This is a genomic window from Pseudomonas sp. GB2N2, assembly GCF_054897705.1.
In genome coordinates, this window is record NZ_CM142701.1 from 2730772 (window position 1) to 2757753 (window position 26982).

At 56.5% G+C, this 26982-nt stretch carries 21 protein-coding genes; 6 read left to right on the top strand and 15 right to left on the bottom strand.

Going from position 1 to position 26982, the window contains the following annotated elements:
- Positions 1 to 44: 44 nt before the first annotated feature.
- Together asnB and ACYZT4_RS12640 are read right to left on the bottom strand one after the other, a co-directional pair.
- Complete coding sequence (gene asnB / locus ACYZT4_RS12635; RefSeq protein WP_461988195.1) at positions 45 to 1913, bottom strand: asparagine synthase (glutamine-hydrolyzing); 1869 nt, start codon at positions 1911 to 1913, stop codon at positions 45 to 47.
- Between the two features lie 58 nt (positions 1914 to 1971).
- Positions 1972 to 3171, bottom strand: a complete 1200-nt coding sequence (locus ACYZT4_RS12640; protein WP_461988197.1) for a hypothetical protein — start codon at positions 3169 to 3171, stop codon at positions 1972 to 1974.
- Positions 3172 to 3945: 774 nt separating this feature from the next.
- On the opposite strand from ACYZT4_RS12640, the gene ACYZT4_RS12645 reads away from it, so the two are divergent.
- Complete coding sequence (locus ACYZT4_RS12645; RefSeq protein ID WP_461988198.1) at positions 3946 to 4947, top strand: Wzz/FepE/Etk N-terminal domain-containing protein; 1002 nt, start codon at positions 3946 to 3948, stop codon at positions 4945 to 4947.
- A 286-nt stretch (positions 4948 to 5233) separates the two neighbouring features.
- Here ACYZT4_RS12645 and ACYZT4_RS12650 read toward each other — a convergent pair whose 3' ends face one another.
- The 11 genes from ACYZT4_RS12650 to mtnA form a co-directional block, all read right to left on the bottom strand.
- Positions 5234 to 5473 (bottom strand): LapA family protein, encoded by a 240-nt coding sequence (locus tag ACYZT4_RS12650; RefSeq protein ID WP_461988200.1) that lies wholly within the window; start codon positions 5471 to 5473, stop codon positions 5234 to 5236.
- A gap of 26 nt (positions 5474 to 5499) precedes the next feature.
- On the bottom strand, positions 5500 to 5796 hold the full coding sequence (gene ihfB, locus ACYZT4_RS12655) for an integration host factor subunit beta (RefSeq protein WP_461988202.1): 297 nt from the start codon (positions 5794 to 5796) through the stop codon (positions 5500 to 5502).
- A 147-nt stretch (positions 5797 to 5943) separates the two neighbouring features.
- Positions 5944 to 6222: a hypothetical protein gene (locus ACYZT4_RS12660; protein WP_461988203.1), complete on the bottom strand. Its 279-nt coding sequence runs from the start codon at positions 6220 to 6222 to the stop codon at positions 5944 to 5946.
- A gap of 185 nt (positions 6223 to 6407) precedes the next feature.
- Positions 6408 to 8102 carry a 30S ribosomal protein S1 gene (rpsA, locus tag ACYZT4_RS12665; RefSeq protein ID WP_461988205.1) on the bottom strand — a complete coding sequence of 565 codons (1695 nt, stop codon included), beginning with the start codon at positions 8100 to 8102 and terminating at the stop codon, positions 6408 to 6410.
- A gap of 119 nt (positions 8103 to 8221) precedes the next feature.
- A complete protein-coding gene (gene cmk / locus ACYZT4_RS12670; protein ID WP_461988207.1) occupies positions 8222 to 8911 on the bottom strand; it encodes a (d)CMP kinase in 690 nt (229 codons plus the stop codon).
- Entirely contained in the window at positions 8908 to 11115 is a 2208-nt protein-coding gene (locus ACYZT4_RS12675; RefSeq protein ID WP_461988666.1) for a bifunctional prephenate dehydrogenase/3-phosphoshikimate 1-carboxyvinyltransferase, read from the bottom strand. Before ACYZT4_RS12675 ends, cmk begins: the two co-directional genes overlap by 4 nt.
- Before the next feature lie 28 nt (positions 11116 to 11143).
- Positions 11144 to 12256, bottom strand: a complete 1113-nt coding sequence (gene hisC / locus ACYZT4_RS12680) for a histidinol-phosphate transaminase (RefSeq protein ID WP_461988209.1) — start codon at positions 12254 to 12256, stop codon at positions 11144 to 11146.
- Positions 12257 to 12266: 10 nt separating this feature from the next.
- Complete coding sequence (pheA, locus tag ACYZT4_RS12685) at positions 12267 to 13361, bottom strand: prephenate dehydratase (RefSeq protein ID WP_461988210.1); 1095 nt, start codon at positions 13359 to 13361, stop codon at positions 12267 to 12269.
- Positions 13361 to 14446 (bottom strand): 3-phosphoserine/phosphohydroxythreonine transaminase, encoded by a 1086-nt coding sequence (gene serC, locus ACYZT4_RS12690; protein ID WP_461988211.1) that lies wholly within the window; start codon positions 14444 to 14446, stop codon positions 13361 to 13363. The genes pheA and serC overlap by 1 nt, the downstream gene beginning before the upstream one ends.
- 125 nt (positions 14447 to 14571) lie before the next feature.
- Positions 14572 to 17235: a DNA gyrase subunit A gene (gene gyrA, locus ACYZT4_RS12695; protein WP_461988213.1), complete on the bottom strand. Its 2664-nt coding sequence runs from the start codon at positions 17233 to 17235 to the stop codon at positions 14572 to 14574.
- A gap of 429 nt (positions 17236 to 17664) precedes the next feature.
- Positions 17665 to 18741, bottom strand: coding sequence for an S-methyl-5-thioribose-1-phosphate isomerase (mtnA, locus tag ACYZT4_RS12700; RefSeq protein ID WP_461988214.1), 1077 nt, complete (start codon positions 18739 to 18741; stop codon positions 17665 to 17667).
- A 107-nt stretch (positions 18742 to 18848) separates the two neighbouring features.
- Here mtnA and ACYZT4_RS12705 point away from each other — a divergent pair, with 107 nt between their 5' ends.
- From ACYZT4_RS12705 to ACYZT4_RS12725, 5 genes are all read left to right on the top strand, one after another.
- On the top strand, positions 18849 to 20183 hold the full coding sequence (locus ACYZT4_RS12705; RefSeq protein ID WP_461988215.1) for a TRZ/ATZ family hydrolase: 1335 nt from the start codon (positions 18849 to 18851) through the stop codon (positions 20181 to 20183).
- Positions 20184 to 20239: 56 nt separating this feature from the next.
- Positions 20240 to 20938: a bifunctional 2-polyprenyl-6-hydroxyphenol methylase/3-demethylubiquinol 3-O-methyltransferase UbiG gene (ubiG, locus tag ACYZT4_RS12710; RefSeq protein WP_461988217.1), complete on the top strand. Its 699-nt coding sequence runs from the start codon at positions 20240 to 20242 to the stop codon at positions 20936 to 20938.
- A gap of 4 nt (positions 20939 to 20942) precedes the next feature.
- Positions 20943 to 21614, top strand: a complete 672-nt coding sequence (gene mupP / locus ACYZT4_RS12715) for an N-acetylmuramic acid 6-phosphate phosphatase MupP (protein ID WP_461988219.1) — start codon at positions 20943 to 20945, stop codon at positions 21612 to 21614.
- 143 nt (positions 21615 to 21757) lie between these two features.
- Positions 21758 to 22498 (top strand): YciK family oxidoreductase, encoded by a 741-nt coding sequence (locus tag ACYZT4_RS12720; protein ID WP_461988221.1) that lies wholly within the window; start codon positions 21758 to 21760, stop codon positions 22496 to 22498.
- A 371-nt stretch (positions 22499 to 22869) separates the two neighbouring features.
- Positions 22870 to 23796 carry a GGDEF domain-containing protein gene (locus ACYZT4_RS12725; protein WP_461988222.1) on the top strand — a complete coding sequence of 309 codons (927 nt, stop codon included), beginning with the start codon at positions 22870 to 22872 and terminating at the stop codon, positions 23794 to 23796.
- 47 nt (positions 23797 to 23843) lie between these two features.
- On the opposite strand, the gene ACYZT4_RS12730 is transcribed toward ACYZT4_RS12725, so the two are convergent.
- Both ACYZT4_RS12730 and ACYZT4_RS12735 read right to left on the bottom strand, forming a co-directional pair.
- Positions 23844 to 25718, bottom strand: coding sequence for an MFS transporter (locus ACYZT4_RS12730; protein WP_461988224.1), 1875 nt, complete (start codon positions 25716 to 25718; stop codon positions 23844 to 23846).
- 95 nt (positions 25719 to 25813) lie between these two features.
- Entirely contained in the window at positions 25814 to 26962 is a 1149-nt protein-coding gene (locus ACYZT4_RS12735) for a TDT family transporter (protein WP_461988225.1), read from the bottom strand.
- Positions 26963 to 26982: the final 20 nt, after the last annotated feature.

The window sequence follows — 26982 nt, forward strand, 5'->3', positions numbered from 1 at the left end:
TCGACTTCGCCCAATGCGGCTCACAAAAGCAGATAACATCACGCTTAGTCCGCCCGAATATAGGCTTCAAATTCACGCAGCCAGACTTCCAATCCTAACGGATTAAAGATCTCCCGATACCAAACGTTCCGGTTTCCTGCGCAATAAGCTTTGTATTTATCGGACAACTTTTGCTGATCCACGAGATCATATTTATAAATCAACGCAGACGAGGAGAAGTAGGATTCGATCGCAGGCTTGAGCTCACGTTTCAGCCACTCATCCTGCGGGCTGGTGAAACCCTGCTTATCCTTACGCCACGTAATGCTTTTAGGCAAAAATTCCTGATAAGCAGAGCGGAGCAGATATTTTGTCCACCCCTTGAACAGTTTGAGGTGTGCCGGCGCGTTAAGCATAAACTCGACCAGCCTGTAATCCAGGAAGGGCAATCGAATCTCCCGAGCAAACGCCATCGACATTCGGTCTTCATAGTGAGTCAGATACGGCACCGAATATTTTTTGTAATCGAGCCACTGACGCTCTTCGAGGGATTTGCCGATTGCGCCAATAGGGGCTTTCTTAAACTGCTTTTTTACCGCATCGGACATGATGCTGGTCGCGCTTACGCCTTTACCTTCAAGATAACGCTTGGCCTCGGCAAAGCCGAATTGATTCAATATCGTGCCGGTACGGGCGAAGGAGAAAAGTACCTTGGCCGCGGTTATATATTTTTTATTCTTAATCAAATGTTTGATGTAAAAACCTAAATATTTTTTGTATCCGCACAGTATTTCGTCCGCGCCCTGCCCGCTCAAAATGACCTTTACATTAAGCTTGTTAGCCTGGGACATCAGCAAATAAAATGCGACGTTAGACAAACTCCCAAGAGGGGCGTCGTTGTACCATGTTGCCTTGTGCATCAACGCGAGAGTTTCGCTGACAGACCAAGCCAGATCCACCTTATGTACGTCGAGATTAAAATGATCGGCCACGATATCAATGAAAGGCGACTCATCGCCTTTTTTTCCGGGAGAGACCGCAGAGAGAACGAAAAAATCACTGTGCCCAAGTTGACTTTTTACGGCTTGGCAAATCAAGGAAGAGTCGAGGCCACCAGACAAGGTGACGCCAACTGGAACGTCTGCTCTAAGCCTTAATTTGACAGCGTCATCAAAGATACTGCGAAATTGAGATTCCGGACTCACGTAGTCATATGCCTTTGCAGCAGCGAAAGGTGTCCAATACGACGTACTCAAAATATTGAGGTCTTTCTTATTCAAATCAAGTACAACAAACTCCCCGGACTCTAGGCTGTGTATGCCTTCAAAGAAAGTATCGGTAGAATCGTCCTGCAGCGACTGCTCAATATATTTGCCGACAACGCCGAGGTTCAACCTATATTTGCCACCGCTTAGTACCAACAGGGTTTTGATTTCGGATGCAAAATACAAGTTTCCATCGCGTACCGTATAGTACAACGGCTTAACGCCTGCCCGATCCCTGCTAAGCATGAGTGTCTGATTTTTTAGATCGAGGAGCGCAATGGCCCACATCCCATTGAACTCCGCCAACGCTTCGGCATAGTTCCCGCCAGACAATGACTCCAAAATTACTTCAGTGTCGGTGCCGCTACGAAGATCAGTCATCTTCTGTGACACTGCTATCTCTTTATAATTGTAGACTTCACCATTAAACACGATCTCGTGTTCACATCCTGAGGACCTCATCGGCTGACGACCATTGTCCGACAAGTCCAGGATTGACAACCGTTGGTGAGCCAAAACAACCGTAACATCGTTTAAGTCATAAAACTTATGCCCATACATATCTGGGCCGCGATGAGCTTGCACTAGTTGGGCTTTCTCAATTCGCTCTAACAATTCCTGACGATTTGTAGCCTGGTTATATATCAAAGCACCGAAAAGACCGCACACAAAAACCCCCTTTTATTCTCTAATGCCATACTCGTCCGATTCTCAGAACGAGAAAATATCAATTTGATAGCTGAGTGCTACTTTCTACGACTCGAACTTGTAGTCGCTGTGCGTTCGCTGCACCGGAAACGATGCCGCAGCTAATTGCAAAATTTACGTACGCGAAAACACTAAATTCGGTGAACAGAAAAAACATTGAAGCAATGCAGTAAACGGCATAACTGTATATTACCGGATTACTGTTTTTCTGTATGAGGCTCAATGCATCCCGGAAAAAACCGGCGAAGTAATAGATCATGACCATGACAAATGGAATGCCATAATATATCGCGAGGTTCGCAGGTGTGAAATGAAGATTTCGATGCAGTCCGGAAGCGTCCTCAAAGCCTTCAACCTTGAACGCAAAACCTAGTCCGGCCCCAAAAAAATATTCAAGCGGAGTATGAATGGCGGCCAAGGCACCACGAAGCTCTTCTATACGCCCCCCACTCAACAAGTTGATAATTCCTGACACATCTGACGGTATGCTGGTACTACTCTTCAAAAACAATGCTGCCAATTTGTCCAGGTTCAAGATGGCAGCCAAGCAAATGAAGCTCGCGATAGCTATGAGTGATATCCAGTAAGGCAAGGACAATTTTTTATATCTGTAGCATATCAGCAAAGCAAGAAAGGCCGCTAAATACACCCCACGCTTGCCCGAAAGAACCAGTACGAGCAGGTAGCCTATTTGTAAAAAAATATTCCCGGTCGCCAACAACCAACCCATCCCAAAAATAGAATCAACGCTCGAATAAGCGGGATACAATGATATGATATATCGACTTACCAGCCAACTCGCCACCACTACCGCCACGGTTACCCAGCCAGTGGCTTTTAACCAAAAACGCACACCTTTGGAAGCACTAAATTTATCCACATCTGTATAGTTTCTAAAAAATATGACCACAGCCAAAAATAGAATAGGTCGAAGTAAATCGGTCAAAATGTCAGTCGGATTACGGCCAATGTAATTTGTCATTAATGCGGTACTTATTACCAACAGACACAAAACGAATTCAACAGGCCGTATTTGTATTTTGTTGGACCTTAAAAGAAAAAGTCCGCCACAGAGAAACATCACCATTAGATTAAATAGAAGAAATGGAACAAAGGTATTGGCAATAAATGCGAGCCTTAGGGGATTTAAAAGCAAAAATCCACAACCGGCAACCATCGAGCCTATTGCCAGTCCAGTTGCTATTCGTTGCTCGATCATTCCTGATAATTCCTACTAAGATACGACGCTGACCTGGGCATAAAATTACTCATCTGCCCCAAGTGCGAAAAAAGCGTGGCTTTTCTTCCATGCGTGAAAGCTCTTAAGCACTCTAGAGACATTGGACTACCTTTGCTGCCAAAATACTCGAACGTGCAGCCCTGAGAACAGGTCGAGTCCAAATGGCCTAACGTCTTAGCATGGCGAAATCGAGCCGTTCTGTACAGCTCAAAGGCACAGACGCTACCCGCTAAAGCCAGTTCCTGCCTGCGCTGGAAATAGGCAATACACTGGCAAAACGGACCAATTCGCTGCTCAATCTCACTACCGCCCCATGCCAACGCTGCTGACCATTAATCGGTTGCCACCTGCTGCCCTCAGTATCGGCACGCCATGGAGCCCTAAAGATCAGCATCTCCGCCGGACCTCTCACAAAGTCGATCAGTATATATGATCCGGAAGGCAACTCGCATCTGCTACATCGCAGCATCCGCGCAGGCTTTCTCCCTCTCAAGCGCTACCCTTGGCCGTCGCGGAGAGACGATACTGCTCGCTCCACTGCGGATTGCGCCCTGCCACCGACTAAAAAATGACCATCGGGGCAAATAAACAGTTTTTCGCTAACTCCTGCAATTTTTGTGCTTGATAGCTAAATGGCCAATCAGTACGATTGCCGTTGCCTCGGATCTTCCAGAACGAATTTCACCCAAACAAAAAGACCGCAATAAGACAGGGGCCTATTTCGGCCGTCCAACTTTAAGGTAGACCTGATTAGTGAACGACCATACTTCCGGCACCCCGCACAACCCTGCAAACGAAGTCGATCTCGTTGATTTGATGAAAATTTTGTGGCAGCAAAAAATACTTATCTTATCGATCACTCTCATTTTTGCCCTTGCTGCCGCACTGTATGCCCACTTCAGTAAATCAGTCTATGTAGCCAGGATCAACCTCGACGCACCAGCAATCAATGAAGTGACTGCACTCAATTATTCAGGGCTAAAACAGTTCGCACCCAATGAAGTTTATTTACTGTTTACTCGAGAATTGCAATCGGACCGCGTGCGTGTAGATCTTTACAATGATGTGTATCTGCCAACCGTGGCCGACCACCCATCTACTATTTATACTTCCGCTGGTGAACTCTCTGGCAACGTTACTGTTGTGGAAACTGCGCCCGGTCGTTTTACCATTGCGATTCAGGGCTCGGCGCCTGCCGAACTACCGAAGTATCTTCAAGGTCTTTTGCAACAAGCCAGCGATAGCGCGAAGCAAAAGATGTTAGACAGCTTGAGGTTCGAAGTTAAATCTGCAGTTCAACGATACGATTATGAAATCAATGCAAGTCGAGAATTATCAAAGACCAAACGATTAGATCTGATCACTCGTTTGCAGGACGCCTTAAAAATAGCAGAAATCCTTAACATTGAAAAAATTTCGACTTTCATACCCTCTGACCAAATCGGAAACCTGGCCTATCTGCGCGGGACACGTGCTTTAAAAGCCGAGATATCAAGCTTGCAGGCTCGCACCAATGACGACCCGTATATCGACAAGGTTCGTGAATCCCTATTCCAAAAAGAATTTCTAACCTCGATCAATGTACAACCGCAAGACTTCACGGTCTTCACACAGGCAGGACAAATCGAATCACTTGGCCCTATCAAGGCACGAAGCTCCTTCATCATTGCGATTGGTATTATTTTTGGTGGGCTGATTGGCGTGATCATTGCCTTGATTCGCTGCTTTGCTCGCAAGCAGACACCTCTTCGCTAAAACCTGGAGCGAACCATCAGGAGAAAGGGCGCATGGAAGCGTCTTCTAGCCCAAGCGAAGCTTGAGCCAATAAAACTTTAGTCTCTGGCATCTGCCGGTAGGGAAGACGAATTCCAGCGTTTCATTTCCTAAAGTCTAATTACAACACCAACGGAAGCTTGCTTGGCAGCAATAGTTACAGTGGCTAAACGGCCGAAAGTACGTCATTTAGGACTAAAACGCCATCAGGCGCACAGAGAAGTCCGTTCTTGCGCATATGACGATACAAAAATCGTACTCGATCAGATTATATTAATCGCTTACGTTTCGCTCGCACGATGCCCGAACACAACCAACTCATTAGCGGCCCGACTGTCATCCCTACCAGCAATGCACTTACCGCAACAACAGATACAGATAATTGCGGCCCGGTCCAGCCAAGAAACAGCAAAGTCACTGATTGCTGGTTTTCAAGCACAAAAATCAACACCACTAACATAAATAGCAGCATCACGAGCATGAGAACCAGGCGCTTGATACGTCCCATGAAACTACTCCTTAGAAAGTAGGTTTTTAAACCCCCTCCTCTTCATCTTCATTCACCCGATCCCTAAGCTCCTTCCCCGGCTTGAAATGCGGCACAAACTTCCCTTCCAGACTAACCGACTGCCCCGTCTTCGGATTCCGCCCGACCCGCGGCGCCCGGTAATGCAAAGAAAAGCTCCCAAACCCCCGAATCTCAATCCGGTCGCCTGTCGCCAAACATTGGGACATCTGTTCAAGCATAGTCTTGATAGCCAACTCCACATCCTTGGATGAGAGCAGCCCTTGATGGGTGACTATTCGTTCGATCAACTCCGACTTCGTCATATTTTTCCCTTCTTTTTCAAGCAGCTAGGAAAAGCGCTTCACAGGTTTTAGCATGCCCGAGGAAATTTGAACAGCCCGAGGTTCGAAGTATCTTCTCGACCGCTAGTCGCCCGATTTCAAGACACAGCATCCCATTACGGTATGCACTCACCTGCAGATAACTAGCATGGTGCGTGTCAAATATCCCGCCGGATTGAAACCGAAGGGATATTGGTCTTCGTCTTTCACTTCATCGGACCTTGCCACCACTTTATAGCCGCTCCCCTTGCACTCTTTGGTGGCTCGCTTGCGACATTTCTCCCATCCCGAACCCAGTCCCGAGCAATCAACCTCGATACCGCTTACACCTCGCACCGCGTGGGTCTTTGCACTCGTGGTACAACCCGCCAGTGCCAATGCTAACAAGACGATTATGAGCTTGTTCATTCGCCTCCTTATACCAGGCGCCCCGCCCGACGGTCGTTCGCTTCCGGCTAAGACTAGTCGTAAATAAACGATTGATCCGATTAAAGAAAGAGACAGCCTACTGAAGCCATTGGTTTCGTCCCCATCAAATCGCGCCCACAAAAAAGGGCGACCGAAGTCGCCCTTTTTCTATGGTCTGACAGAACTTAGTTCTGTTTTTCCATTTGTGCACGCAACAGGTCGCCCAGAGTGGTAGGACCAGCAGCAGGAGCATCCGAAGCTGGCTTGTCGCGCAGGCTCTGGATTGCTTCTTTCTCTTCAGCATCGTCTTTCGACTTGATGGAGAGCTGGATTACGCGGCTCTTGCGGTCGACGCTGATGATCTTGGCTTCTACTTCCTGGCCTTCTTTCAGAACGTTGCGCGCGTCTTCAACGCGGTCACGGCTGATTTCGGAGGCTTTCAGAGTCGCTTCGATATCGTCGGCCAGAGTGATGATGGCGCCTTTAGCGTCAACTTCTTTCACGATGCCTTTAACGATTGCGCCTTTGTCGTTCTCTTGAACGTACTCGGAGAACGGATCGCTTTCCAGTTGCTTGATACCCAGGGAGATGCGCTCGCGCTCTGGGTCAACCGACAGGATAACGGTGTCCAGCTCGTCGCCCTTCTTGAAGCGGCGAACGGCTTCTTCGCCCACTTCGTTCCAGGAGATGTCGGACAGGTGAACCAGACCGTCGATGCCGCCGTCCAGACCAATGAAGATACCGAAATCGGTGATCGACTTGATGGTGCCGGAGATTTTATCGCCCTTGTTGAACTGGCCAGAGAAATCTTCCCATGGGTTAGATTTGCACTGCTTGATGCCAAGGGAGATACGACGACGCTCTTCGTCGATGTCCAGAACCATAACTTCCACTTCGTCGCCGACTTGTACGACTTTCGAAGGGTGGATGTTCTTGTTGGTCCAGTCCATTTCGGAAACGTGTACCAGGCCTTCAACGCCTTCTTCCAGCTCAGCGAAGCAGCCGTAGTCGGTCAGGTTGGTTACACGAGCGGTAACACGAGTGCTTTCTGGGTAACGGGCTTTGATAGCAACCCATGGATCTTCGCCCAGTTGCTTCAGGCCCAAGGAAACACGATTGCGTTCGCGATCGTACTTCAGAACCTTGACATCGATCTCGTCGCCAACGTTGACGATTTCGGAAGGATGCTTGATACGCTTCCAAGCCATGTCGGTAATGTGCAGCAAGCCATCGACGCCACCCAGATCGACGAATGCGCCGTAATCGGTGAGGTTCTTGACGATACCTTTGACTTGTTGACCTTCCTGCAGGGATTCCAGCAGAGCTTCACGCTCGGCGGAGTTCTCGGCTTCGAGGACGCTACGACGGGAAACGACAACGTTGTTGCGTTTCTGGTCGAGCTTGATGACCTTGAATTCCAGCTCTTTGCCTTCCAGGTGCGTAGTATCGCGCACAGGACGGACGTCAACCAGGGAACCTGGCAGGAACGCACGGATGCCGTTAACGTCGACTGTGAAGCCGCCTTTAACCTTACCGTTGATAACGCCCTTGACCACTTCCTCGGCTGCGAAGGCAGCTTCCAGAACAATCCAGCACTCAGCGCGCTTGGCTTTTTCACGGGACAGCTTGGTTTCACCAAAGCCGTCTTCAACCGAGTCCAGAGCAACGTGAACTTCGTCACCGACGTTGATAGTCAGTTCGCCAGCGTCGTTGTAGAACTGCTCAAGCGGGATGAGTGCTTCAGACTTCAGGCCAGCGTGAACGGTTACCCAGCGAGCTTGGTAATCGATATCAACGATCAGACCGGTGATGATGGAGCCTGCCTGAAGGTTCAGGGTTTTTAGGCTTTCTTCAAAGAGTTCCGCAAAGCTTTCGCTCATTTTAATTCCTGAGTATAAGGGCGAAGAATACGCCCATCTCCACATCCCAGACGACGTGGGTTACGTTCATTTAAAGAAGCTGCGCAAGACTTTGACTGGTCCCCTGCGAAACTTCTTGGTCACCCGGCGATATCGCGAATGGCGATCTCGCTCATGATGCGTTGCAGCACCTGATCGATGGATAATTCCGTGGAATCCAGCTGAATGGCGTCAGCCGCCGGCTTGAGCGGGGCTACCGCTCGCTGGGTGTCACGCTCATCGCGAACACGTATCTCATCTAGCAGACTCGACAGACTAACACCATCGACTTTGCCCTTCAACTGCAAGTACCGACGGCGCGCACGCTCCTCGGCACTGGCAGTGAGGAATATCTTCAGCGGTGCATCCGGGAAAACCACGGTGCCCATATCGCGACCATCAGCCACCAGGCCCGGAGGCTCCTGGAACGCCCGCTGGCGCTGCAACAGCGCATCGCGCACGGCCGGCAGAGCGGCCACTTGCGAGGCCCATGCGCCGACTTGTTCATTGCGCAAATCGTCGGTGACATCGTCGCCTTCGAGGATGATTCGCTGCGGATGACCTTCCGTCGCTCCGACGAACTGCACGTCCAGATGCGCAGCGAGGAGCTTCAGCGACTCTTCATTGGTCAGGTCGACGCCATGGTTGCGCGCGGCAAAGGCAAGCAGTCGGTACAGCGCGCCGGAATCCAGCAGGCACCAGCCCAGGCGCTTGGCCAGGATACCGGCGATAGTGCCTTTGCCCGACCCGCTCGGCCCGTCGATGGTGATGACCGGTGGCTTGATATTCACGACTGAGCCTCTTGTGCAACGCGGATACCGACCTGAGCGCACAGCGCCAGGAAGTTCGGGAACGAGGTCGCGACGTTCGCGCAATCATGGATGCGGATCGGTGCAGTTGCGCGCAATGAAGCAACGCTGAAGGCCATGGCAATCCGGTGATCGCCGTGACCGTGCACTTCGCCGCCGCCGATCAGGCCGCCGTCAATGATGATGCCGTCCGGGGTTGGCTCGCATTTGACGCCCAGTGCCAACAAGCCATCGGCCATGACATGGATCCGGTCCGACTCTTTGACTCGCAGCTCTTCGGCGCCGCGCAGGATGGTGCGCCCTTCGGCACACGCCGCCGCCACGAACAACACCGGGAACTCATCGATGGCCAGCGGCACCAGCGCTTCGGGAATCTCGATACCTTTAAGCTTAGCTGCACGCACGCGCAGGTCTGCTACCGGTTCGCCGCCGACTTCACGCGGGTTTTCAAGGGTGATGTCCGCGCCCATCAGGCGCAGGATATCGATCACGCCGGTACGGGTCGGGTTGATGCCGACGTGTTCAAGCACCAGTTCCGAACCTTCGGCGATCGACGCAGCGACGAGGAAGAACGCGGAAGACGAAATATCGCCCGGCACTTCTATGTGGGTCGCGGTCAACTTGTGCCCGGATTGGACCGACGCGGTGGCGCCATCGACGGTGACCGGGTAGCCGAAGCCACGCAGCATGCGTTCGGTGTGGTCGCGAGTCGGAGCCGGTTCGGTGACGGTGGTCTCGCCTTCGGCATACAGCCCGGCCAGCAGCAGGCAGGATTTAACCTGGGCACTGGCCATCGGCATGGTGTAGGTCAGGCCTTTGAGCTTGTTGCCGCCACGAATAGTCATCGGCGGACGACCTTCGGCAGCGGTCTCGATCACAGCACCCATTTCCCGCAGGGGATTGGCCACGCGGTTCATCGGGCGCTTGGACAGGGAAGCGTCGCCGGTCAGGGTGCTGTCGAAGTTCTGCGCGGCCAACAGGCCGGACAGCAGACGCATCGAGGTGCCGGAGTTGCCCAGATAGATCGGGCCCGGCGCTGGTTTCAAGCCATGCAGGCCGACGCCGTGGATAGTCACGCGACCATGGTGCGGACCTTCGATCACGACACCCATGTCACGGAAGGCTTGCAAGGTCGCCAGGGCGTCTTCGCCCTCAAGGAAACCTTCGACTTCAGTGACGCCTTCGGCCAGGGAGCCGAGCATGATCGAACGGTGGGAAATCGATTTGTCGCCCGGTACACGAATCCGCCCAGTCAGGCGGCCACCAGGTTGTCCCAGGAAAATCAGGTCGTTGGAGTTCATAGCGTCCACATAAGCCCGGCGAGCCAGGATTTTACTGAAATGTTCGCGGGCAACCCGGGCGCGCGTGAACACGCCCAACAATTGGTGCCCATCCCCTGCATCGACCGCGTCGCGCAAGGCGTCGAGGTCGCTGCGAAATGTATCGAGTGTGCGCAGGACAGCTTCGCGGTTTGCGAGGAAGATGTCGTGCCACATGACCGGGTCGCTCCCCGCGATTCTTGTGAAATCGCGGAACCCGCCGGCAGCGTAACGGAAGATCTCAAGGTTTTCATTGCGCTTGGCCAACGAATCGACCAGACCGAACGCCAGCAGGTGCGGCAAATGGCTGGTCGCCGCCAACACTTCGTCGTGGCGCTCGACCTGCATATGCTCGACATCGGCACCCAATTCGCGCCACAAAAGGTCGATCACTGCCAGCGCGGCCGGATCAGTTCGATCCAGCGGCGTCAGAATCACTTTATGGCGACAGAAGAGCTCGGCATTCGACGCTTCCACACCGCTCTGCTCGGAACCGGCGATCGGATGTCCCGGCACGAAACGCGGCGGCATCCCGCCAAACGCTGTGGTCGCGGCGCGCACGACATTGCCCTTGGCACTGCCGACGTCGGTCAGGATTGCCGAACCGAGCTCCATGGCGGCCAGGCGCACCAGCATCTTTTCCATGGCCAGGATCGGCACGGCCAACTGAATCACGTCAGCGCCTTGGCAAGCGAGCGCCAGGTCTTCTTCACAGCGATCCACCACACCTAGCTCAACCGCCATTTTGCGCGACTGCGGATCGAGATCGACACCGACCACTTCGCGGCACAGGCCACTTTCGCGCAAACCTTTCGCAAACGAACCGCCGATCAACCCCAGACCGACCACCACCAGGCGACCGATCATAGGTTCAGCAGGTTGCAGCACGGTGACATCAACCACGAGCCAGAACCTTGGTCAGCGCCTCAAGGAAGCGGTTGTTTTCGGCCGGTAAACCAATGGTGATGCGCAGGTGGTTCGGCATGCCGTAATTGGCCACCGGACGCACGATCACGCCTTCGAGCAGCAATCCCTGAAACACCGGGGCAGCAACGCGACCCAGATTGACGCAGATAAAGTTGCCCTTGGACGGAATCCAGCTCAGCCCCAGCGCCCGGAAGCCCGCTTCCAGCTGCTGCATGCCAGCCTCGTTCAGGCGACGGCTTTCGGCCAGGTACTGGGCGTCTTGCAGCGCCGCACAGGCAGCGGCCAGCGCCAGGCTGTTGACGTTGAACGGCTGCCGCACGCGATTCAGCACATCGGCAACGACCGCGGTGGACAAGCCATAGCCGACCCGCAGCGCCGCCAAACCGTAGGCTTTGGAGAATGTGCGAGAAACCAGCAGGTTCGGATAAGCGGCCAGAAAGTCGAGACCGTCCGGCAATTCACTGCCTTCGGCGTATTCGATGTAGGCCTCGTCCAGCACCACCAGCACGTGCTCCGGAACATCCTGCAAAAATTCGTCCAGCGCTTGCGCGTCGAACCAGGTGCCGGTCGGGTTGTTCGGGTTGGCGATGAAGACCACGCGGGTCTCGGAATCGATTGCCGTCAGCATGGCCGACAGATCATGGCCCCAGTCTTTGGCCGGAATCACTTTGGCCGTCGCGCCGACGGCTTGCGTAACGATCGGATAGACCGCAAACGCGTGCTCGCTGAACACGGCATTCAGGCCCGGCGCCAGATAGGCACGGGCAACCAGTTCGAGAATGTCGTTGGAACCATTGCCCAGCGTCACCTGATTCAACTCGACGCGGCACTGGTCTGCCAGCAGGGTCTTGAGCGCAAAACCGTTGCCGTCCGGATAACGGGTCAGCTCGGCCAGTTCGTCGCGAATAGCTGCCAGCGCCTTTGGACTGGCGCCCAGCGGGTTTTCGTTACTCGCCAGTTTGACGATGCTGGCGGGATCAATGTTCAGCTCGCGCGCCAGTTCGTCCACGGGTTTGCCCGGAACGTAAGGCGAAAGTTGTTGCACGCCCGGCTGCGCCAGAGCGAGGAAGTTGCCACTCATTTGCTACCCCTTAAAGGACGGCTTTCGGGTAGGAACCCAGCACTTTGAGTGCTACTGCTTCCTGACTGATCTTTTCCAGCACACCCTTGATCAACGGATCGCGGTGATGGCCGACGAAGTCGATAAAAAACACGTAGGTCCATTTACCGCTGCGCGAAGGACGCGTCTCGATGCGTGTCAGATCTATACCATTGTCGTGGAATGGCACCAGCAACTCGTGAAGCGCGCCGGGCTTGTTGCTCATGGAAACGATGATCGACGTCTTGTCGTCGCCGGTCGGCGGCACTTCCTGGCTGCCGATCATCAGGAATCGCGTGGAGTTGTCCGGACGATCCTCGATTTTCTCGGCCAGACGGATCAGCCCGTACAAGCCGGCGGCCATGTCACCGGCAATCGCCGCCGAGTTCCACTCACCCTTGACCCGTTTGGCGGCTTCGGCGTTGCTCGACACCGCGACGCGCTCGACGTTCGGATAATGTGCATCCAGCCACTTGCGGCACTGGGCCAGCGATTGGGCATGGGAGTAAATGCGGCTGATGCTGTCGGTCTTGGTGTTTTCACCGACCAACAAGTGGTGGTGAATGCGCAACTCGACCTCGCCACAGATGACCATGTCGTGTTCGAGAAAGCTGTCGAGGGTGTGGTTGACTGCGCCCTCGGTGGAGTTTTCCACCGGGACCACGCCAAAATTCACCGCACCGGCCGCCACTTCACGGAACACTTCATCGATCGCCGCCATCGGCTTGCTGATCACGGCGTGACCGAAGTGTTTCATGGCCGCCGCTTGGGTGAAGGTGCCTTCAGGACCGAGGTAAGCCACTTTCAGCGGTTGTTCAAGCGCCAGGCAGGAGGACATGATTTCGCGGAACAGTCGCGCCATCTCTTCGTTGCCCAGCGGCCCCTGGTTGCGCTCCATCACACGCTTGAGCACCTGAGCTTCACGCTCAGGACGATAGAACACCGGCACTTCGCCTTCGGCCAGCGAGGCCATCTTTACCCGCGCAACTTCCTGGGCGCAGCGTGCACGCTCGCTGATCAGCTCCAGGACTTTAGTGTCCAGGGCGTCAATGCGAACGCGCAGTGCCTTGAGTTCTTGCTCAGACATTAGCCGTGTTCCTTCTCGAACTCTGCCATGTACGAAACCAGTGCGTTGACCGCAACGATGTCGACGGCGTTATAGATGGAGGCGCGCATGCCGCCCACCGAGCGGTGACCCTTGAGGTTCAGCAGGCCACGCTCGTCGGCACCGGCCAGGAATGGCTTGTCCAGGCGATCGTCGGCCAGACGGAACGGCACGTTCATCCACGAGCGGTCCGAGATATTGATCGGGTTGCTGTAGAGGCCACTGGCATCAATGAAGTCATACAGCGTGCGCTGTTTCACGTCGTTGAGCTTGCCGATGGCTTCAACACCCCCCTGCTCTTTGAGCCACTCGAACACCAGGCCGGACAAATACCAGGCCAACGTTGGCGGGGTGTTGTACATCGAGCCATTATCAGCCGCGACCTTGTAGTTGAGCATGGTCGGGCAAAACGAGCGGGCGTTGCCCAGCAAGTCTTCACGCACGATGTTGACGACGATGCCGCTCGGGCCGATGTTTTTCTGCGCGCCGGCGTAGATCATGCCGAAGCGCGAAACATCGACCGGGCGCGAGAGGATGTCCGAAGACATGTCGGCGACCAGCGGAACGTCACCGGTTTCCGGAATCCACTGGAATTCCAGGCCGCCGATGGTTTCGTTTGGCGCGTAGTGAACGTAGGCCGCGTCCTTCGACAGCTTCCATTCGTTCTGACCGGGGATGGCGAAATAGTCGTAAGGCTTGGCGGTGGCGGCGACGTTGACGTGACCGTAGCGCGACGCTTCTTCGATGGCTTTCTGCGACCAGATACCGGTGTCGATATAGTCAGCGGTGCCGCTTTCCGGCAACAGGTTCAGAGGAATCTGAGCAAATTGCTGGCTCGCGCCACCCTGCAGAAACAGCACTTTGTAGTTTGAAGGGATATTCAGCAGATCACGCAGATCCTGCTCGGCCTTGGTCGCAATGGAGACGAACTCATCGCTGCGATGGCTCATTTCCATGACCGACAGGCCCTTGCCGTGCCAATCAAGGAGTTCACCCTGGGCGCGCTGCAGGACAGCTTCGGGAAGTGCCGCAGGACCGGCACAGAAGTTATAGGCTCTCTTGCTCACATCCAATCTCGCTCTGATTTGGTGGTATCACATATCAGTCGACACCGATCCAATGTGGGCGTCGATATTTCCGTTCGGACAAACAACAAGGGGGCGAATTTTCATCCGCCCCCTGATTTGTCCCCTTACTCTTGCGGTTCTTCGTCAGCGGCAGCGTCGAGCTGCTGGTCTTCAACCACGTCGTCGATCACGACTTCGCCCTCGAACACCGCACGCTCTTCACCTTCCTCACCTTCCAGCTCTTCGCCTTCGACTTCCGACGGTTCCTGAACCCGCTCCAGGCCTACCAGCGTTTCATCGCTGGCCAGCTTGATCAGGGTCACGCCTTGGGTGTTACGACCCAGGCTGGACACTTCGTCGACGCGGGTACGAACCAGTGTGCCTTGGTCGGAAATCAGCATGATTTCCTCGCCGTCAAGCACCTGGACCGCGCCGACAAGACGGCCGTTACGGTCGTTGCTGACCATGGCGATAACGCCCTGACCGCCACGCTTGTATTCAGGGAACTCGCTGATCGCCGTACGCTTGCCGTAACCACGGGCAGAAGCGGTGAGGATCTCGCTGTTTTCTTCCGGGATCAGCATGGAAATCAGCTTCTGGCCTTCCGGCAGACGCATGCCGCGCACACCGCGAGCGGTACGGCCCATGGCGCGAACGTCGGTTTCCTTGAAGCGGGTGACCTTGCCGCCGTCGGAGAACAGCATGACTTCGCGCTCGCCATCGGTAATGGCGGCAGAAATCAGTACGTCACCTTCGTCCAGCTCCAGCGCGATCAGACCAACGCTGCGCTGACGGCTGAAGGATTCCAGCGGGGTCTTCTTCACGGTGCCTTTGGCGGTGGCCATGAAGATGAAGTGACCTTCGGTGTATTCCTCGACCGGCAGCATGGTGGTGATGTATTCATCACTGTCCAGCGGCAGCAGGTTGACCAGCGGACGACCGCGGGCAGCGCGGGACGCTTCCGGAATTTCGTAGGTTTTCAGCCAGTACACCTTGCCTTTGCTGGAGAACAGCAGCAGCGTGGTGTGGCTGTTGGCAACCAGCAGGTGAGCGATGTAGTCCTCGTCCTTCACGCCGGTAGCCGATTTGCCTTTACCGCCACGACGCTGAGCCTGGTACGCAGCCAACGGCTGGGTCTTGGCGTAGCCACCGTGGGAAATGGTCACGACGCGCTCTTCTTCCGGGATCATGTCACCCAGGGTCAGGTCGAGACGGGCATCGAGAATCTCGGTGCGACGCACATCGCCGTATTCGGCGCGGATCACTTCCAGCTCTTCGCGGATCACTTCCATCAGGCGCGTGGCGCTGCTGAGGATGCGGATCAGTTCGCCGATCTGGTTGAGGATCTCTTGATACTCGGCTAGCAGCTTCTCGTGTTCCAGACCGGTCAGACGGTGCAGACGCAGTTCAAGAATCGCTTGTGCCTGTTCCGGTGAGAGAAAGTACTTGCCTTCGCGCAGACCGTATTGCGGGTCCAAGGTCTCTGGACGGCAAGAGTCGGCACCGGCGCGTTCGACCATCGCGACCACGGCGGAGGATTCCCACGCGGTCTTGATCAGCGCTTCCTTGGCTTCCGACGGCGTCGGCGAAGCCTTGATCAGTGCGATGACCGGGTCGATGTTCGACAGGGCAACGGCTTGACCTTCCAGGATGTGCCCGCGTTCGCGGGCTTTGCGCAGCTCGAACACGGTGCGACGGGTAACAACTTCGCGACGGTGACGAACGAAGGCTTCCAGCAGGTCCTTGAGATTAAGGATTCGCGGACGGCCGTCGATCAGCGCGACGATGTTGATACCGAACACTGCTTGCAGCTGGGTCTGGGCGTAGAGGTTGTTGAGGATCACCTCAGGCACTTCGCCGCGACGCAGTTCGATCACGACGCGCATACCGTCTTTGTCGGACTCGTCGCGCAGCTCGGTGATGCCTTCCAGCTTCTTCTCTTTAACCAGCTCGGCGATCTTCTCGATCAGACGCGCCTTGTTCAGCTGGTAAGGGAGTTCGGTGATGACGATCTGCTGGCGACCACCGACCTTGTCGATGTCTTCGATCATTGAGCGGGCACGCATGTAAATGCGTCCGCGACCGGTGCGGTAGGCTTCGATGATGCCGGCGCGACCGTTGATGATCGCGGCGGTCGGGAAGTCCGGACCGGGGATGTATTGCATCAGCTCATCGATGGTCAACTCAGGGTTGTCGATGAGGGCCAGGCAACCGTCGATAACTTCACCGAGGTTGTGCGGCGGGATGTTGGTCGCCATGCCCACGGCGATACCGCTGGAGCCGTTGACCAACAGGTTGGGAATACGGGTCGGCATGACCGCGGGGATCATTTCGGTGCCGTCGTAGTTCGGCACCCAGTCCACGGTTTCCTTGTGCAGGTCAGCCAGCAGCTCGTGCGCCAGCTTGGTCATGCGCACTTCGGTGTATCGCATGGCCGCGGCGTTGTCACCGTCCACCGAACCGAAGTTGCCCTGACCGTCTACCAGCAGGTAGCGCAGCGAGAATGGCTGCGCCATCCGAACGATGGTGTCGTACACCGCGGTATCACCGTGCGGGTGGTACTTACCGATCACGTCACCGACAACACGGGCAGATTTCTTGTACGGCTTGTTGAAGTCGTTGCCCAGCTCGCTCATCGCGAACAGCACACGCCGGTGCACGGGCTTCAAGCCATCGCGCGCATCCGGCAGTGCCCGCCCGACAATTACGCTCATCGCGTAGTCGAGGTAGGACTGCTTCAGCTCGTCTTCGATATTGACCGGGAGGATTTCTTTGGCCAGTTCGCCCATGAGAAGCCTGATTCCTTTTTCTGGTGAAACCTCGTCACATCCATATGGGACGAACGAAGCTCGCCGATGCAGGCTGATTGCCAATGCACCGACTTACGACAAATCAACAAGTTATGCCATGGATCTGCGCAGTAAAGACAGCCACATCGGGCCACCTTGGAAACTGCCGAATGTTATCACAAGAGCCGCCACGCACCTATCCCCCAGATGCGCATGGAGTGTAGTTAGTTGACTGGTGGCAGGCTTATAGGGGACGAGAGAGGCTTAGAGCTGTGCTGAATGTAAAATTTGGGTCTGATTTGAAGGGATTTGTTGACTTTGAAGGCCTTATCGCGAGCAGGCTCACGCCTACACGGGATCTGTGGCTCACAAATCCCCCTGTAGGCGTGAGCCTGCTCGCGATAGCTATCTATCAGGCCCAACAAGTCATCAATGCAACCGCTTGCGGCACATCAACTGCGCCATCTTCGCCGTATCCGGCCGCTCGACGATGCCCTTCTCGGTCACGATCGCGTCGATCAAATCCGCCGGGGTCACGTCAAACACCGGGTTGAACGCATCGACGTCCGCCCCGACCCGCTTGCCGCCGACTTCCAGCAACTCGCGGCCATCACGCTCCTCGATTGGAATGTCGTCGCCGCTGGCCAGATTCATGTCGATGGTCGAACTCGGCGCCACCACCATGAAGCGCACGCCGTGGTGCATCGCGTTGACCGCCAGCTGATAGGTGCCGATCTTGTTGGCCACGTCGCCATTGGCGGTAATCCGGTCGGCGCCGACGATGACCCAGGTGATGCCTTTGGTCTTCATGATGTGGGCCGCAGCGGAGTCGGCATTGAGCGTCACGGGAATGCCTTCGTTAGCCAGTTCCCACGCGGTCAGCCGCGAACCTTGCAGCCACGGACGGGTTTCATCGGCGTAGACGCGCTCGACCATGCCTTCAATGAACGCCCCGCGAATCACCCCCAGCGCGGTGCCGAAGCCGCCGGTGGCCAGGGCGCCGGTGTTGCAGTGGGTCAGGATCGTCTGAGCGTTGCCCTGATGCTTGCGAATCAGGTCGACGCCCAACTGCGCCATGGTCAGGTTGGCTTCGCGATCACTTTCATGAATGGCAATGGCCTCCGCCTCCAGCGCCGCCAGCGGGTCGGCAGAGCCCTTGAGGCGATCGAGGCGGTCACGCATGCGGCTCAAGGCCCAGAACAGGTTCACCGCTGTCGGACGGGAATCGGCCAATAAAGCATAATCCTCTTCCCATTCCGCCTGCCAGTCACCGCCCTCGGCGATACGGGCGCGGGCTGACAACACCATGGCATACGCAGCGCTGATGCCGATCGCCGGTGCTCCACGCACGACCATCGAGCGAATAGCCTCGGCTACGCCGGCAGCGCTGGTGTAGGCAATCCAGGTTTCCTCGAACGGCAAAACACGCTGATCCAGCAGATACAGGGCGCCATCACGCCAATCGATGGCCTTCACCTTCTCCGCAGCCAACAGTCGATCGCGCATCCCACACCCCGTACTCAGTCACAAAGCCGCCGATTATAGCGATCCCCCCGCGAAGACGCTCGGGTATACTTCGCCATCCTTTATAAAAGCACTGGAACCGACCCTCGATGCCGAACACTGCCGCTGCGCTCGACCTGTTATTGCTGCCGACCTGGCTGGTACCCGTCGAACCCGCTGGCGTTGTCCTCAAAGAGCATGGCGTGGGCATCCGCGACGGGCGCATCGTGTTCATCGGCCCCCGCGCCGCAGCGCTGAAGCTTGAAGCAACCGACGTCCGCGAACTGCCGGACATGTTGCTCAGCCCCGGCTTGATCAATGCCCATGGGCACGCGGCGATGACCCTGTTTCGCGGCCTGGCCGATGATCTGCCGCTGATGACCTGGCTGGAAAACCACATCTGGCCGGCCGAAGCCAAGTGGGTCGATGAAGCCTTTGTACGCGACGGCACCGACCTTGCCATCGCCGAACAGATCAAAGGTGGCATCACGTGCTTCTCTGACATGTATTTCTTCCCGAAGGTTGCCAGCGAGCGCGTACATAACAGCGGCATACGCGCGCAGATCGCCATTCCGATCCTTGACTTCCCGATTCCGGGCGCCAGCACCGCAGACGAAGCCATTCGTCAGGGCGTCGAACTGTTCAACGACCTCAAGCACCACGAGCGCATCAAAGTCACCTTCGGCCCCCACGCGCCCTACACCGTGGGCGACGAAAACCTGGAAAAAATCCGCGTGATCGCCGAAGAGCTGGACGCGTCGATTCACATGCACGTGCATGAAACAGCCTTCGAAGTGCAGCAGTCGGTGGAGCAGCGTGGTGAACGCCCGTTGGCCCGCCTTGCGCGACTGGGCCTTCTGGGGCCGCGCTTCCAGGCCGTTCACATGACCCAGATCAGCGATGAAGACCTGGCGTTACTGGTAGAAAGCAACACCACCGTGATCCATTGCCCTGAGTCGAACCTGAAGCTGGCCAGCGGTTTCTGCCCGGTAGAGCGTTTATGGCAGGCGGGCGTCAACGTCGCCGTCGGCACCGATGGCGCCGCCAGCAACAATGACCTCGATTTGCTCGGCGAAACACGCACTGCAGCGTTGCTGGCCAAAGCCGTCGCCGGTTCGGCCACCGCGCTGGACGCCCATCGCGCGCTGCGCATGGCCACGCTGAACGGTGCTCGCGCCATGGGCATCGAGGCCGAAGTCGGCTCGCTGGAAGTCGGCAAAGCCGCGGACATCGTCGCTTTCGACCTTTCGGGACTGGCGCAGCAACCGGTCTACGATCCGGTGTCGCAGCTTATATATGCCACCGGCCGGGATTGCGTAAAGCACCTGTGGGTCGGCGGCAAGCAGTTGCTGGACGACCGGCGCCTGACCCGTCTCGATGAACAACAGCTCAGCGCCACCGCCAAAGCCTGGGGCCAGCGCATCAGCGGCCACACCGAATCGTAAGCACCCCGGACTCACCGTCGGGGCAACAGGATTTTTCAAGTTTTAGAGGATGAACCATGAGTAACGTCGACTACGCCGAAATCGCCAAATTCGAAGCCCTGGCCCATCGCTGGTGGGATCGCGAAAGCGAATTCAAACCGCTGCACGACATCAACCCGCTGCGGGTCAACTGGATTGACGAACGGGTCAACCTGGCCGGCAAGAAGGTCCTCGACGTCGGTTGCGGCGGCGGCATTCTCAGTGAAGCCATGGCCCAGCGCGGCGCGACCGTGATGGGCATCGACATGGGCGAAGCGCCGCTGGCCGTTGCGCAACTGCATCAGCTGGAATCCGGCGTGAGCGTCGAATACCGTCAGATCACCGCTGAAGCCCTGGCTGAGGAAATGCCTGAGCAATTCGATGTGGTCACGTGCCTGGAAATGCTTGAACACGTGCCAGATCCGTCGTCGGTAATCCGCGCCTGTTTCAAAATGGTCAAGCCGGGTGGCCAAGTGTTCTTCTCCACGATCAACCGCAACCCGAAAGCGTACCTGTTCGCCATCGTCGGCGCCGAATACATCATGAAGCTGTTGCCGCGCGGCACCCACGACTTCAAGAAATTCATCCGCCCTTCCGAGCTCGGCGCGTGGAGCCGCATGGCCGGCCTCTCCGTCAAGGACATCATCGGCCTGACGTACAACCCGCTGACCAAGCACTACAAACTGGCCTCCGACGTGGACGTCAACTACATGATCCAGACCTTGCGCGAGGAGTAAGCCGATGCGTATCAGAGCAGTCCTTTTCGACATGGACGGCACGCTGCTCGACACCGCGCCGGACTTCATTGCTATTTGTCAGGCAATGCGTGCCGAGCGTGGCTTGCCACCGGTGAATGACAAGCACATTCGCGACGAGATCTCCGGCGGCGCCAAGGCGATGGTCGCCGTGACATTCTCCATGGACCCGGAATCGCCTGGCTTCGAAGCGCTGCGCCTGGAGTTTCTGGAGCGCTACCTCGCCGGTTGCGCGGTTCACAGCAAGCTGTTCGACGGCATGGGCGAACTGTTGGCCGACATCGAAAAAGCCAACCTGATCTGGGGCGTGGTCACCAACAAGCCTTTGCGGTTTGCCGAGCCGATCATGCAGCAGCTGGGATTGGCCGAGCGTTCGGCGCTGCTGATCTGCCCGGATCATGTGAAGAACAGCAAACCCGACCCGGAGCCGTTGATCCTGGCGTGCAAGATGCTCGACCTCGATCCGGCCAGTGTGTTGTTCGTGGGTGATGATCTGCGTGACATCGAATCTGGCCGCGACGCCGGCACCAGGACGGCCGCCGTGACCTATGGCTACATTCATCCGGACGATAACCCAAGGCATTGGGGCGCAGACGTGGTGGTTGATCATCCGCTGGAGTTGCGCAAGGTGCTCGATAGCGCACTTTGCAGTTGCTGAGAACTGTTTTTTTTGTAAGAGCGAGCTTGCTCGCGAAAAACCCGAGAACGCTGCGGGGTGTCAGGTTTGTCGCGTTATCGTTGACGACCATCGCGAGCAGGCTCGCTCCTACAGGGACCGCGTCTGACTTTTTGAGGTTTCTTATGTTTGATTATTCCGCCCGTCCTGAATTGCTCAAGGATCGGGTCATCCTGGTCACCGGTGCCGGTCGCGGCATCGGCGCTGCCGCTGCGAAAACTTTCGCTGCCCACGGAGCCACCGTGCTATTGCTGGGCAAGACCGAAGCCAACCTGACTCAGGTCTATGACGACATCGAGGCCGCCGGCCATCTGCAACCGGCCGTGATTCCGTTCAACCTGGAAACCGCCCTCCCCCATCAATACGATGAATTGGCGGCGATGATCGAAACCGAATTCGGCCACCTCGACGGCTTGCTGCACAACGCGTCAATCATTGGCCCGCGCACGCCAATTGAGCAGTTGTCGGGCGAAAACTTCATGCGCGTCATGCATGTGAACGTCAACGCGATGTTCATGCTGACCAGCACGCTGTTGCCGCTGCTCAAGCTGTCGCAAGACGCATCCGTGGTGTTCACTTCCAGCAGCGTCGGCCGCAAGGGACGTGCGTATTGGGGTGCTTACGGCGTCTCCAAGTTCGCCACCGAAGGCTTGATGCAAACCCTGGCTGACGAAGTCGATACCGTGGCCCCGGTGCGCTCCAACAGCATCAACCCCGGAGCCACCCGCACCAGCATGCGCGCGCAGGCCTATCCCGGCGAAAACCCGCTGCATAACCCAACGCCCGAGGAGATCATGCCGGTCTACCTGTACCTGATGGGTCCGGACAGCACCGGGATCAACGGCCAGGCATTCAACGCCCAGTAAGCCGTGCGTCGCAATTGTGCCGTGGCGAACTTCCGTCGCGGCACTAAAATAGCGTCGTAACTGCGCATGATTTCTGTCAAACAAATGGCATGAAATACGCGACGCGGTGTAGAACCTTGATCAATCTATTGATTTACAAGCCTTTTAAATCGACTGAACCGAATGGCACGACTTTCGCTCTAAATTTGCTCAGACACGCCGTGTGAAAGCAGACGGGCCGACTCTCGAGTCGATAGGTTACTAATCTTCTGTAAAGCAGACTAGACTTGCGTCAAATGTCCTACGGGACTGATGGATCAGTACGACGCGCAGCCCAAAGCCGCTCTCACCCAGCCTGTAAGACTGTCTTACCGCTTAAGGGGGCCCGCCATATGAAAACACCTTCCCAGACCAACGCAATTGACTTCGACAGTGCCAAATTGCAACGCCTGGGCTTTGGTCAACAGCCCCCGCTTCTGAAAAGGTCGGTCAGTCTTGCGCAGGTGCGCCAGCAACTGAGTCAGCAGCTGCAAACCAGTCTTGAGCCACAACGCATTCTCGGGATCTTCTTCCGGGAAATTCACCGACTCGTGCCACTCGACGCCCTGAGCTATCAGCACAAAGCCAGCGACTTGCGCCTGGAGTTCGGTCTGCGCGGCCATCACTCCGTCAGCTACACCCTCACCCATGAAGGCGAGCACTTGGGTGAACTGGTGTTGCGCCGCAATCAGCGCTTCACTGAATCGGAACTAGGTCATCTCGAGTCGTTGATGTCCGCGTTGCTGTACCCGGTGCGCAACGCTCTGCTCTACCGCGCGGCGACCCAGAGTGCCTTGCGTGATCCGCTCACGGACACCGGCAATCGCATCGCCATGGATCAGACACTGCAACGGGAAATCGAGATGTCGCGTCGGCATCTGCAACCTCTCTCGCTGCTGATGCTCGACATCGATCACTTCAAGAACATCAACGACAGCCATGGCCACAGTGCCGGCGATGACGTGCTCAAGGCCGTTGCAGCCTCGATCAAAAGTCAGTTACGCAATGTCGACATGGTGTTCCGTTATGGTGGCGAAGAATTCCTGATTCTGCTGTCCAACACCGGGCGTGAAGCGGCGGCATTGGTCGGTGAACGCCTGCGTTTTGCAGCGCAGGCAAACGATTTTACGGCCGATGGCAAGCCGATCGAGCTGACCGTCAGCCTCGGCTGTTCGACCCTGTTACCCGGTGAATCCGTAGAAAGCCTGGTGCGTCGCGCCGACAGTGCGCTCTACGTGGCCAAACGTGAAGGACGCAATCGTTTGGCAATGGCGGGCTGAGCGCGCCAGCGCGGGCCCGCCGCAGGTGCGGCCCGCGATGTCACTCGTTAGCGGGCATCACCGCGCAATGCCCCGACCAAACCTTGCAACGTGGCCGGTTCTGCCGCCTCTACCGCTACTGCCGGCCCTGCCACCAGGGTCACTCGCGACCACAACCGACGGAACACGCCTTTGTCGGGATCGCGACTGAAGAAACTTCCCCACAACCCCTGCAACGCCAACGGAATCACCGGCACCGGCGTCTCCTCGAGAATCCGCGTCAGCCCGCTCTTGAATTCGTTGATCTCGCCGTCGGCGGTCAACTTGCCTTCAGGGAAGATGCACACCAGTTCGCCGTCCTTCAAATAGTGGGCGATGCGCGTGAAGGCCTTTTCGTAGATCTGAATATCTTCATGGCGTCCCGCGATCGGAATAGCGCCCGCCGTGCGGAAGATGAAGTTCAGTACCGGCAAGTTGTAGATCTTGTAATACATCACAAAGCGAATCGGCCTACGCACCGCGCCGCCAATCAGTAACGCGTCGACGAAGGACACGTGGTTACACACCAGCAAAGCCGCGCCTGCATCCGGAATCGCCTCCAGATTGCGATGCTCTACACGGTACATGGAATGGCTGAGCAGCCAGATCATGAAACGCATGCTGAACTCGGGGACGATGCTGAAGATGTAGGCGTTGACGCCAATGTTCAGCAGCGACACAACCAGGAACACGTGCGGGATCGACAGCTTGGCCAGGCTCAGCAACACGATTGACACAATCGCCGAGACCACCATGAACAGCGCGTTGAGAATGTTGTTGGCGGCAATCACCCGCGCCCGCTCGTTCTCCGCGGTGCGTGACTGAATCAACGCGTACAGCGGAACAATATAGAAACCGCCGAAAACTCCCAACCCAAGAATGTCGAACAACACCAGCCAGGTGTGACCAAAGCCGAGGATTTCGATCCAGCCATGGCCGGTGACGCTGTCGGGAATCCCGTCGGAATGCCACCACAGCAGCAAACCAAACACGGTCAGGCCGAATGAGCCGAACGGCACCAGACCGATCTCGACTTTGCGCCCGGAAAGTTTTTCGCACAGCAATGAGCCGAGGGCGATACCCACCGAAAACACGGTGAGAATCAGCGTTACTACGGTTTCGTCGCCGTGCATCCACTCCTTGGCATACGCCGGAATCTGCGTCAGATAAATCGCCCCGACAAACCAGAACCACGAGTTGCCGACAATCGAGCGCGACACCGCGGGCGTTTGTCCGAGACCCAGTTTCAAGGTGGCCCAGGATTGGCTGAAGATGTTCCAATTCAGGCGCATTTGCGGCGACGAGGCCGCCGCCCGTGGAATACTGCGACTGGCCAAATAACCCAGCACGGCAATGCCGACGATCGCCGTGGCCACAATCGGTGCGTAGTGCGCGGACGACATCATGACCCCGGCGCCGATGGTCCCGGCGAGAATCGCCAGAAACGTGCCCATTTCCACCAGGCCGTTGCCGCCGACCAACTCTTCTTCATGCAATGCCTGGGGTAGGATCGAGTACTTCACCGGCCCGAACAGCGCCGAGTGCGTGCCCATGGCGAACAGCGCCACCAGCATCAGCGCCAAGTGATCGAAGACAAACCCGACCGCACCGACCGCCATGATCGCGATCTCGCCGAGTTTGATCAGGCGAATCAGCGCGTCTTTGGCGTACTTCTCGCCAAACTGCCCGGCCAATGCGGAAAACAGAAAGAACGGCAGGATAAACAGCAACGCACACAGATTGACCCAGATCGAACGATCACCCTCGATGGTCAATTTGTACAAAATGGCGAGGATCAACGACTGCTTGAACACGTTGTCGTTGAACGCCCCGAGGGACTGGGTCACGAAAAATGGCAGGAAGCGCCGAGTGCGAAGCAAGTTGAACTGTGAGGGGTGACTCATTCCGTGTGTCCCTGATATTGATGAGGAGTGGCGTGGATTCTGTTATTGGAGTTTCTGGCGTCGATCCAGGCCACACATTACCTAATCCTGGCAGCTTATTTGTTTAATCCTGCAATACACGGAGAAACAAATAACTCGCCACGCCACGCCCCCTGCACCGTGCGTTTGGCAACGATCAGCCACATTACCGTCAGCAACGCCACCAGCACACAGCCAAAAGCACTGAAAAACGTCAGGTTCAAGGTGCTGGCGAGTTTCAAGGTTGCCAGAGAATAGACGCCCAACGGAAACGTGAACCCCCACCAGCCGAGGTTGAATGGAATACCGGCACGCAGGTAACGAACGGTAATCAGCAGCGCGATCAACATCCACCACAAGCCAAAACCCCACAACGTCATGCCGGCCACCAGCCCCAGCCCGGCGGCGATTTCGCCGATGCCCGGCAAACTGTTAGCGGCAAAGATTGCTGGCGCGTCGGCCCCCAGCAGCAGCATGCCCAACGCACCGGTGCCGATCGGCCCGAGTGCCAGCCAGCTCGAAGCAGCCATATTTTCATGGGGCAGTTTGTGCAGCGCCATGCGCAGCAACAGGATTGTCAGGAAGCTGAACGCCACCGGCAGCGAAAACGCCCAAAGCACATAGCTGGTGACCAGCACCACCAGTTGCGAATGGGCATCGGTCAGGTGCGGCGCCAGCAGGCCACCACTGGCGGCCGCCACTTCCGCCGCCACCACCGGCAACAGCCAGATCGCGGTCATCTGGTCAATGCTGTGTTCCTGGCGAGTGAACATCATGAAAGGGATCAACACACCGCAGGCCAGCGACATTGCCACGTCCAGCCACCATAGGACTTCGGCCAGACGAACCACGCCGTCGTCCCAGCGTGGCAGGCCGAATACCAGGAACCCATTTATGATGGTCGCCAGGCCCATGGGAATGGTGCCGAAAAACATCGATACCGTGGAGTGGCCGAAGATTCGCCGCGCCTCGTCGAAAAACAGCACCCAACGTGCCGCGTACAACGCGGTGAACAACATGAAAAGCACTATGTTGAACAGCCACAATGCTTCGGCGAACGCGTGCAAACCGCGGCTGGCGATGGGCAACTGCGCCAGCGCCAATGCCAGGACACCGGTGCCCATGGTCGCGGCAAACCAGTTCGGAGTGAACTGGCGGATGACTTCACGGGGATGCTGCAAATGGCTGAAGGGTTTGAAAGCGTGTTTGGCGTTGGGGCATGTCATGGCAAACTCCAGTCCTCCTA

Excerpts from the sequence above, each read along its gene's own strand:
- ihfB (WP_461988202.1), bottom strand. The coding sequence starts at position 5,796 with ATGACGAAGTCGGAGTTGATCGAACGAATAGTCACCCATCAAGGGCTG.
- ACYZT4_RS12705 (WP_461988215.1), top strand. The coding sequence starts at position 18,849 with ATGCCGAACACTGCCGCTGCGCTCGACCTGTTATTGCTGCCGACCTGG.
- hisC (WP_461988209.1), bottom strand. The coding sequence starts at position 12,256 with ATGAGTGGCAACTTCCTCGCTCTGGCGCAGCCGGGCGTGCAACAACTT.
- ACYZT4_RS12675 (WP_461988666.1), bottom strand. The coding sequence starts at position 11,115 with ATGATCGGTCGCCTGGTGGTGGTCGGTCTGGGGTTGATCGGCGGTTCG.
- ACYZT4_RS12725 (WP_461988222.1), top strand. The coding sequence starts at position 22,870 with ATGAAAACACCTTCCCAGACCAACGCAATTGACTTCGACAGTGCCAAA.
- ACYZT4_RS12650 (WP_461988200.1), bottom strand. The coding sequence starts at position 5,473 with ATGGGACGTATCAAGCGCCTGGTTCTCATGCTCGTGATGCTGCTATTT.
- ACYZT4_RS12730 (WP_461988224.1), bottom strand. The coding sequence starts at position 25,718 with ATGAGTCACCCCTCACAGTTCAACTTGCTTCGCACTCGGCGCTTCCTG.
- ACYZT4_RS12660 (WP_461988203.1), bottom strand. The coding sequence starts at position 6,222 with ATGAACAAGCTCATAATCGTCTTGTTAGCATTGGCACTGGCGGGTTGT.
- gyrA (WP_461988213.1), bottom strand. The coding sequence starts at position 17,235 with ATGGGCGAACTGGCCAAAGAAATCCTCCCGGTCAATATCGAAGACGAG.
- ACYZT4_RS12720 (WP_461988221.1), top strand. The coding sequence starts at position 21,758 with ATGTTTGATTATTCCGCCCGTCCTGAATTGCTCAAGGATCGGGTCATC.
- ACYZT4_RS12735 (WP_461988225.1), bottom strand. The coding sequence starts at position 26,962 with ATGACATGCCCCAACGCCAAACACGCTTTCAAACCCTTCAGCCATTTG.
- pheA (WP_461988210.1), bottom strand. The coding sequence starts at position 13,361 with ATGTCTGAGCAAGAACTCAAGGCACTGCGCGTTCGCATTGACGCCCTG.
- ubiG (WP_461988217.1), top strand. The coding sequence starts at position 20,240 with ATGAGTAACGTCGACTACGCCGAAATCGCCAAATTCGAAGCCCTGGCC.
- rpsA (WP_461988205.1), bottom strand. The coding sequence starts at position 8,102 with ATGAGCGAAAGCTTTGCGGAACTCTTTGAAGAAAGCCTAAAAACCCTG.
- ACYZT4_RS12640 (WP_461988197.1), bottom strand. The coding sequence starts at position 3,171 with ATGATCGAGCAACGAATAGCAACTGGACTGGCAATAGGCTCGATGGTT.
- mupP (WP_461988219.1), top strand. The coding sequence starts at position 20,943 with ATGCGTATCAGAGCAGTCCTTTTCGACATGGACGGCACGCTGCTCGAC.
- mtnA (WP_461988214.1), bottom strand. The coding sequence starts at position 18,741 with ATGCGCGATCGACTGTTGGCTGCGGAGAAGGTGAAGGCCATCGATTGG.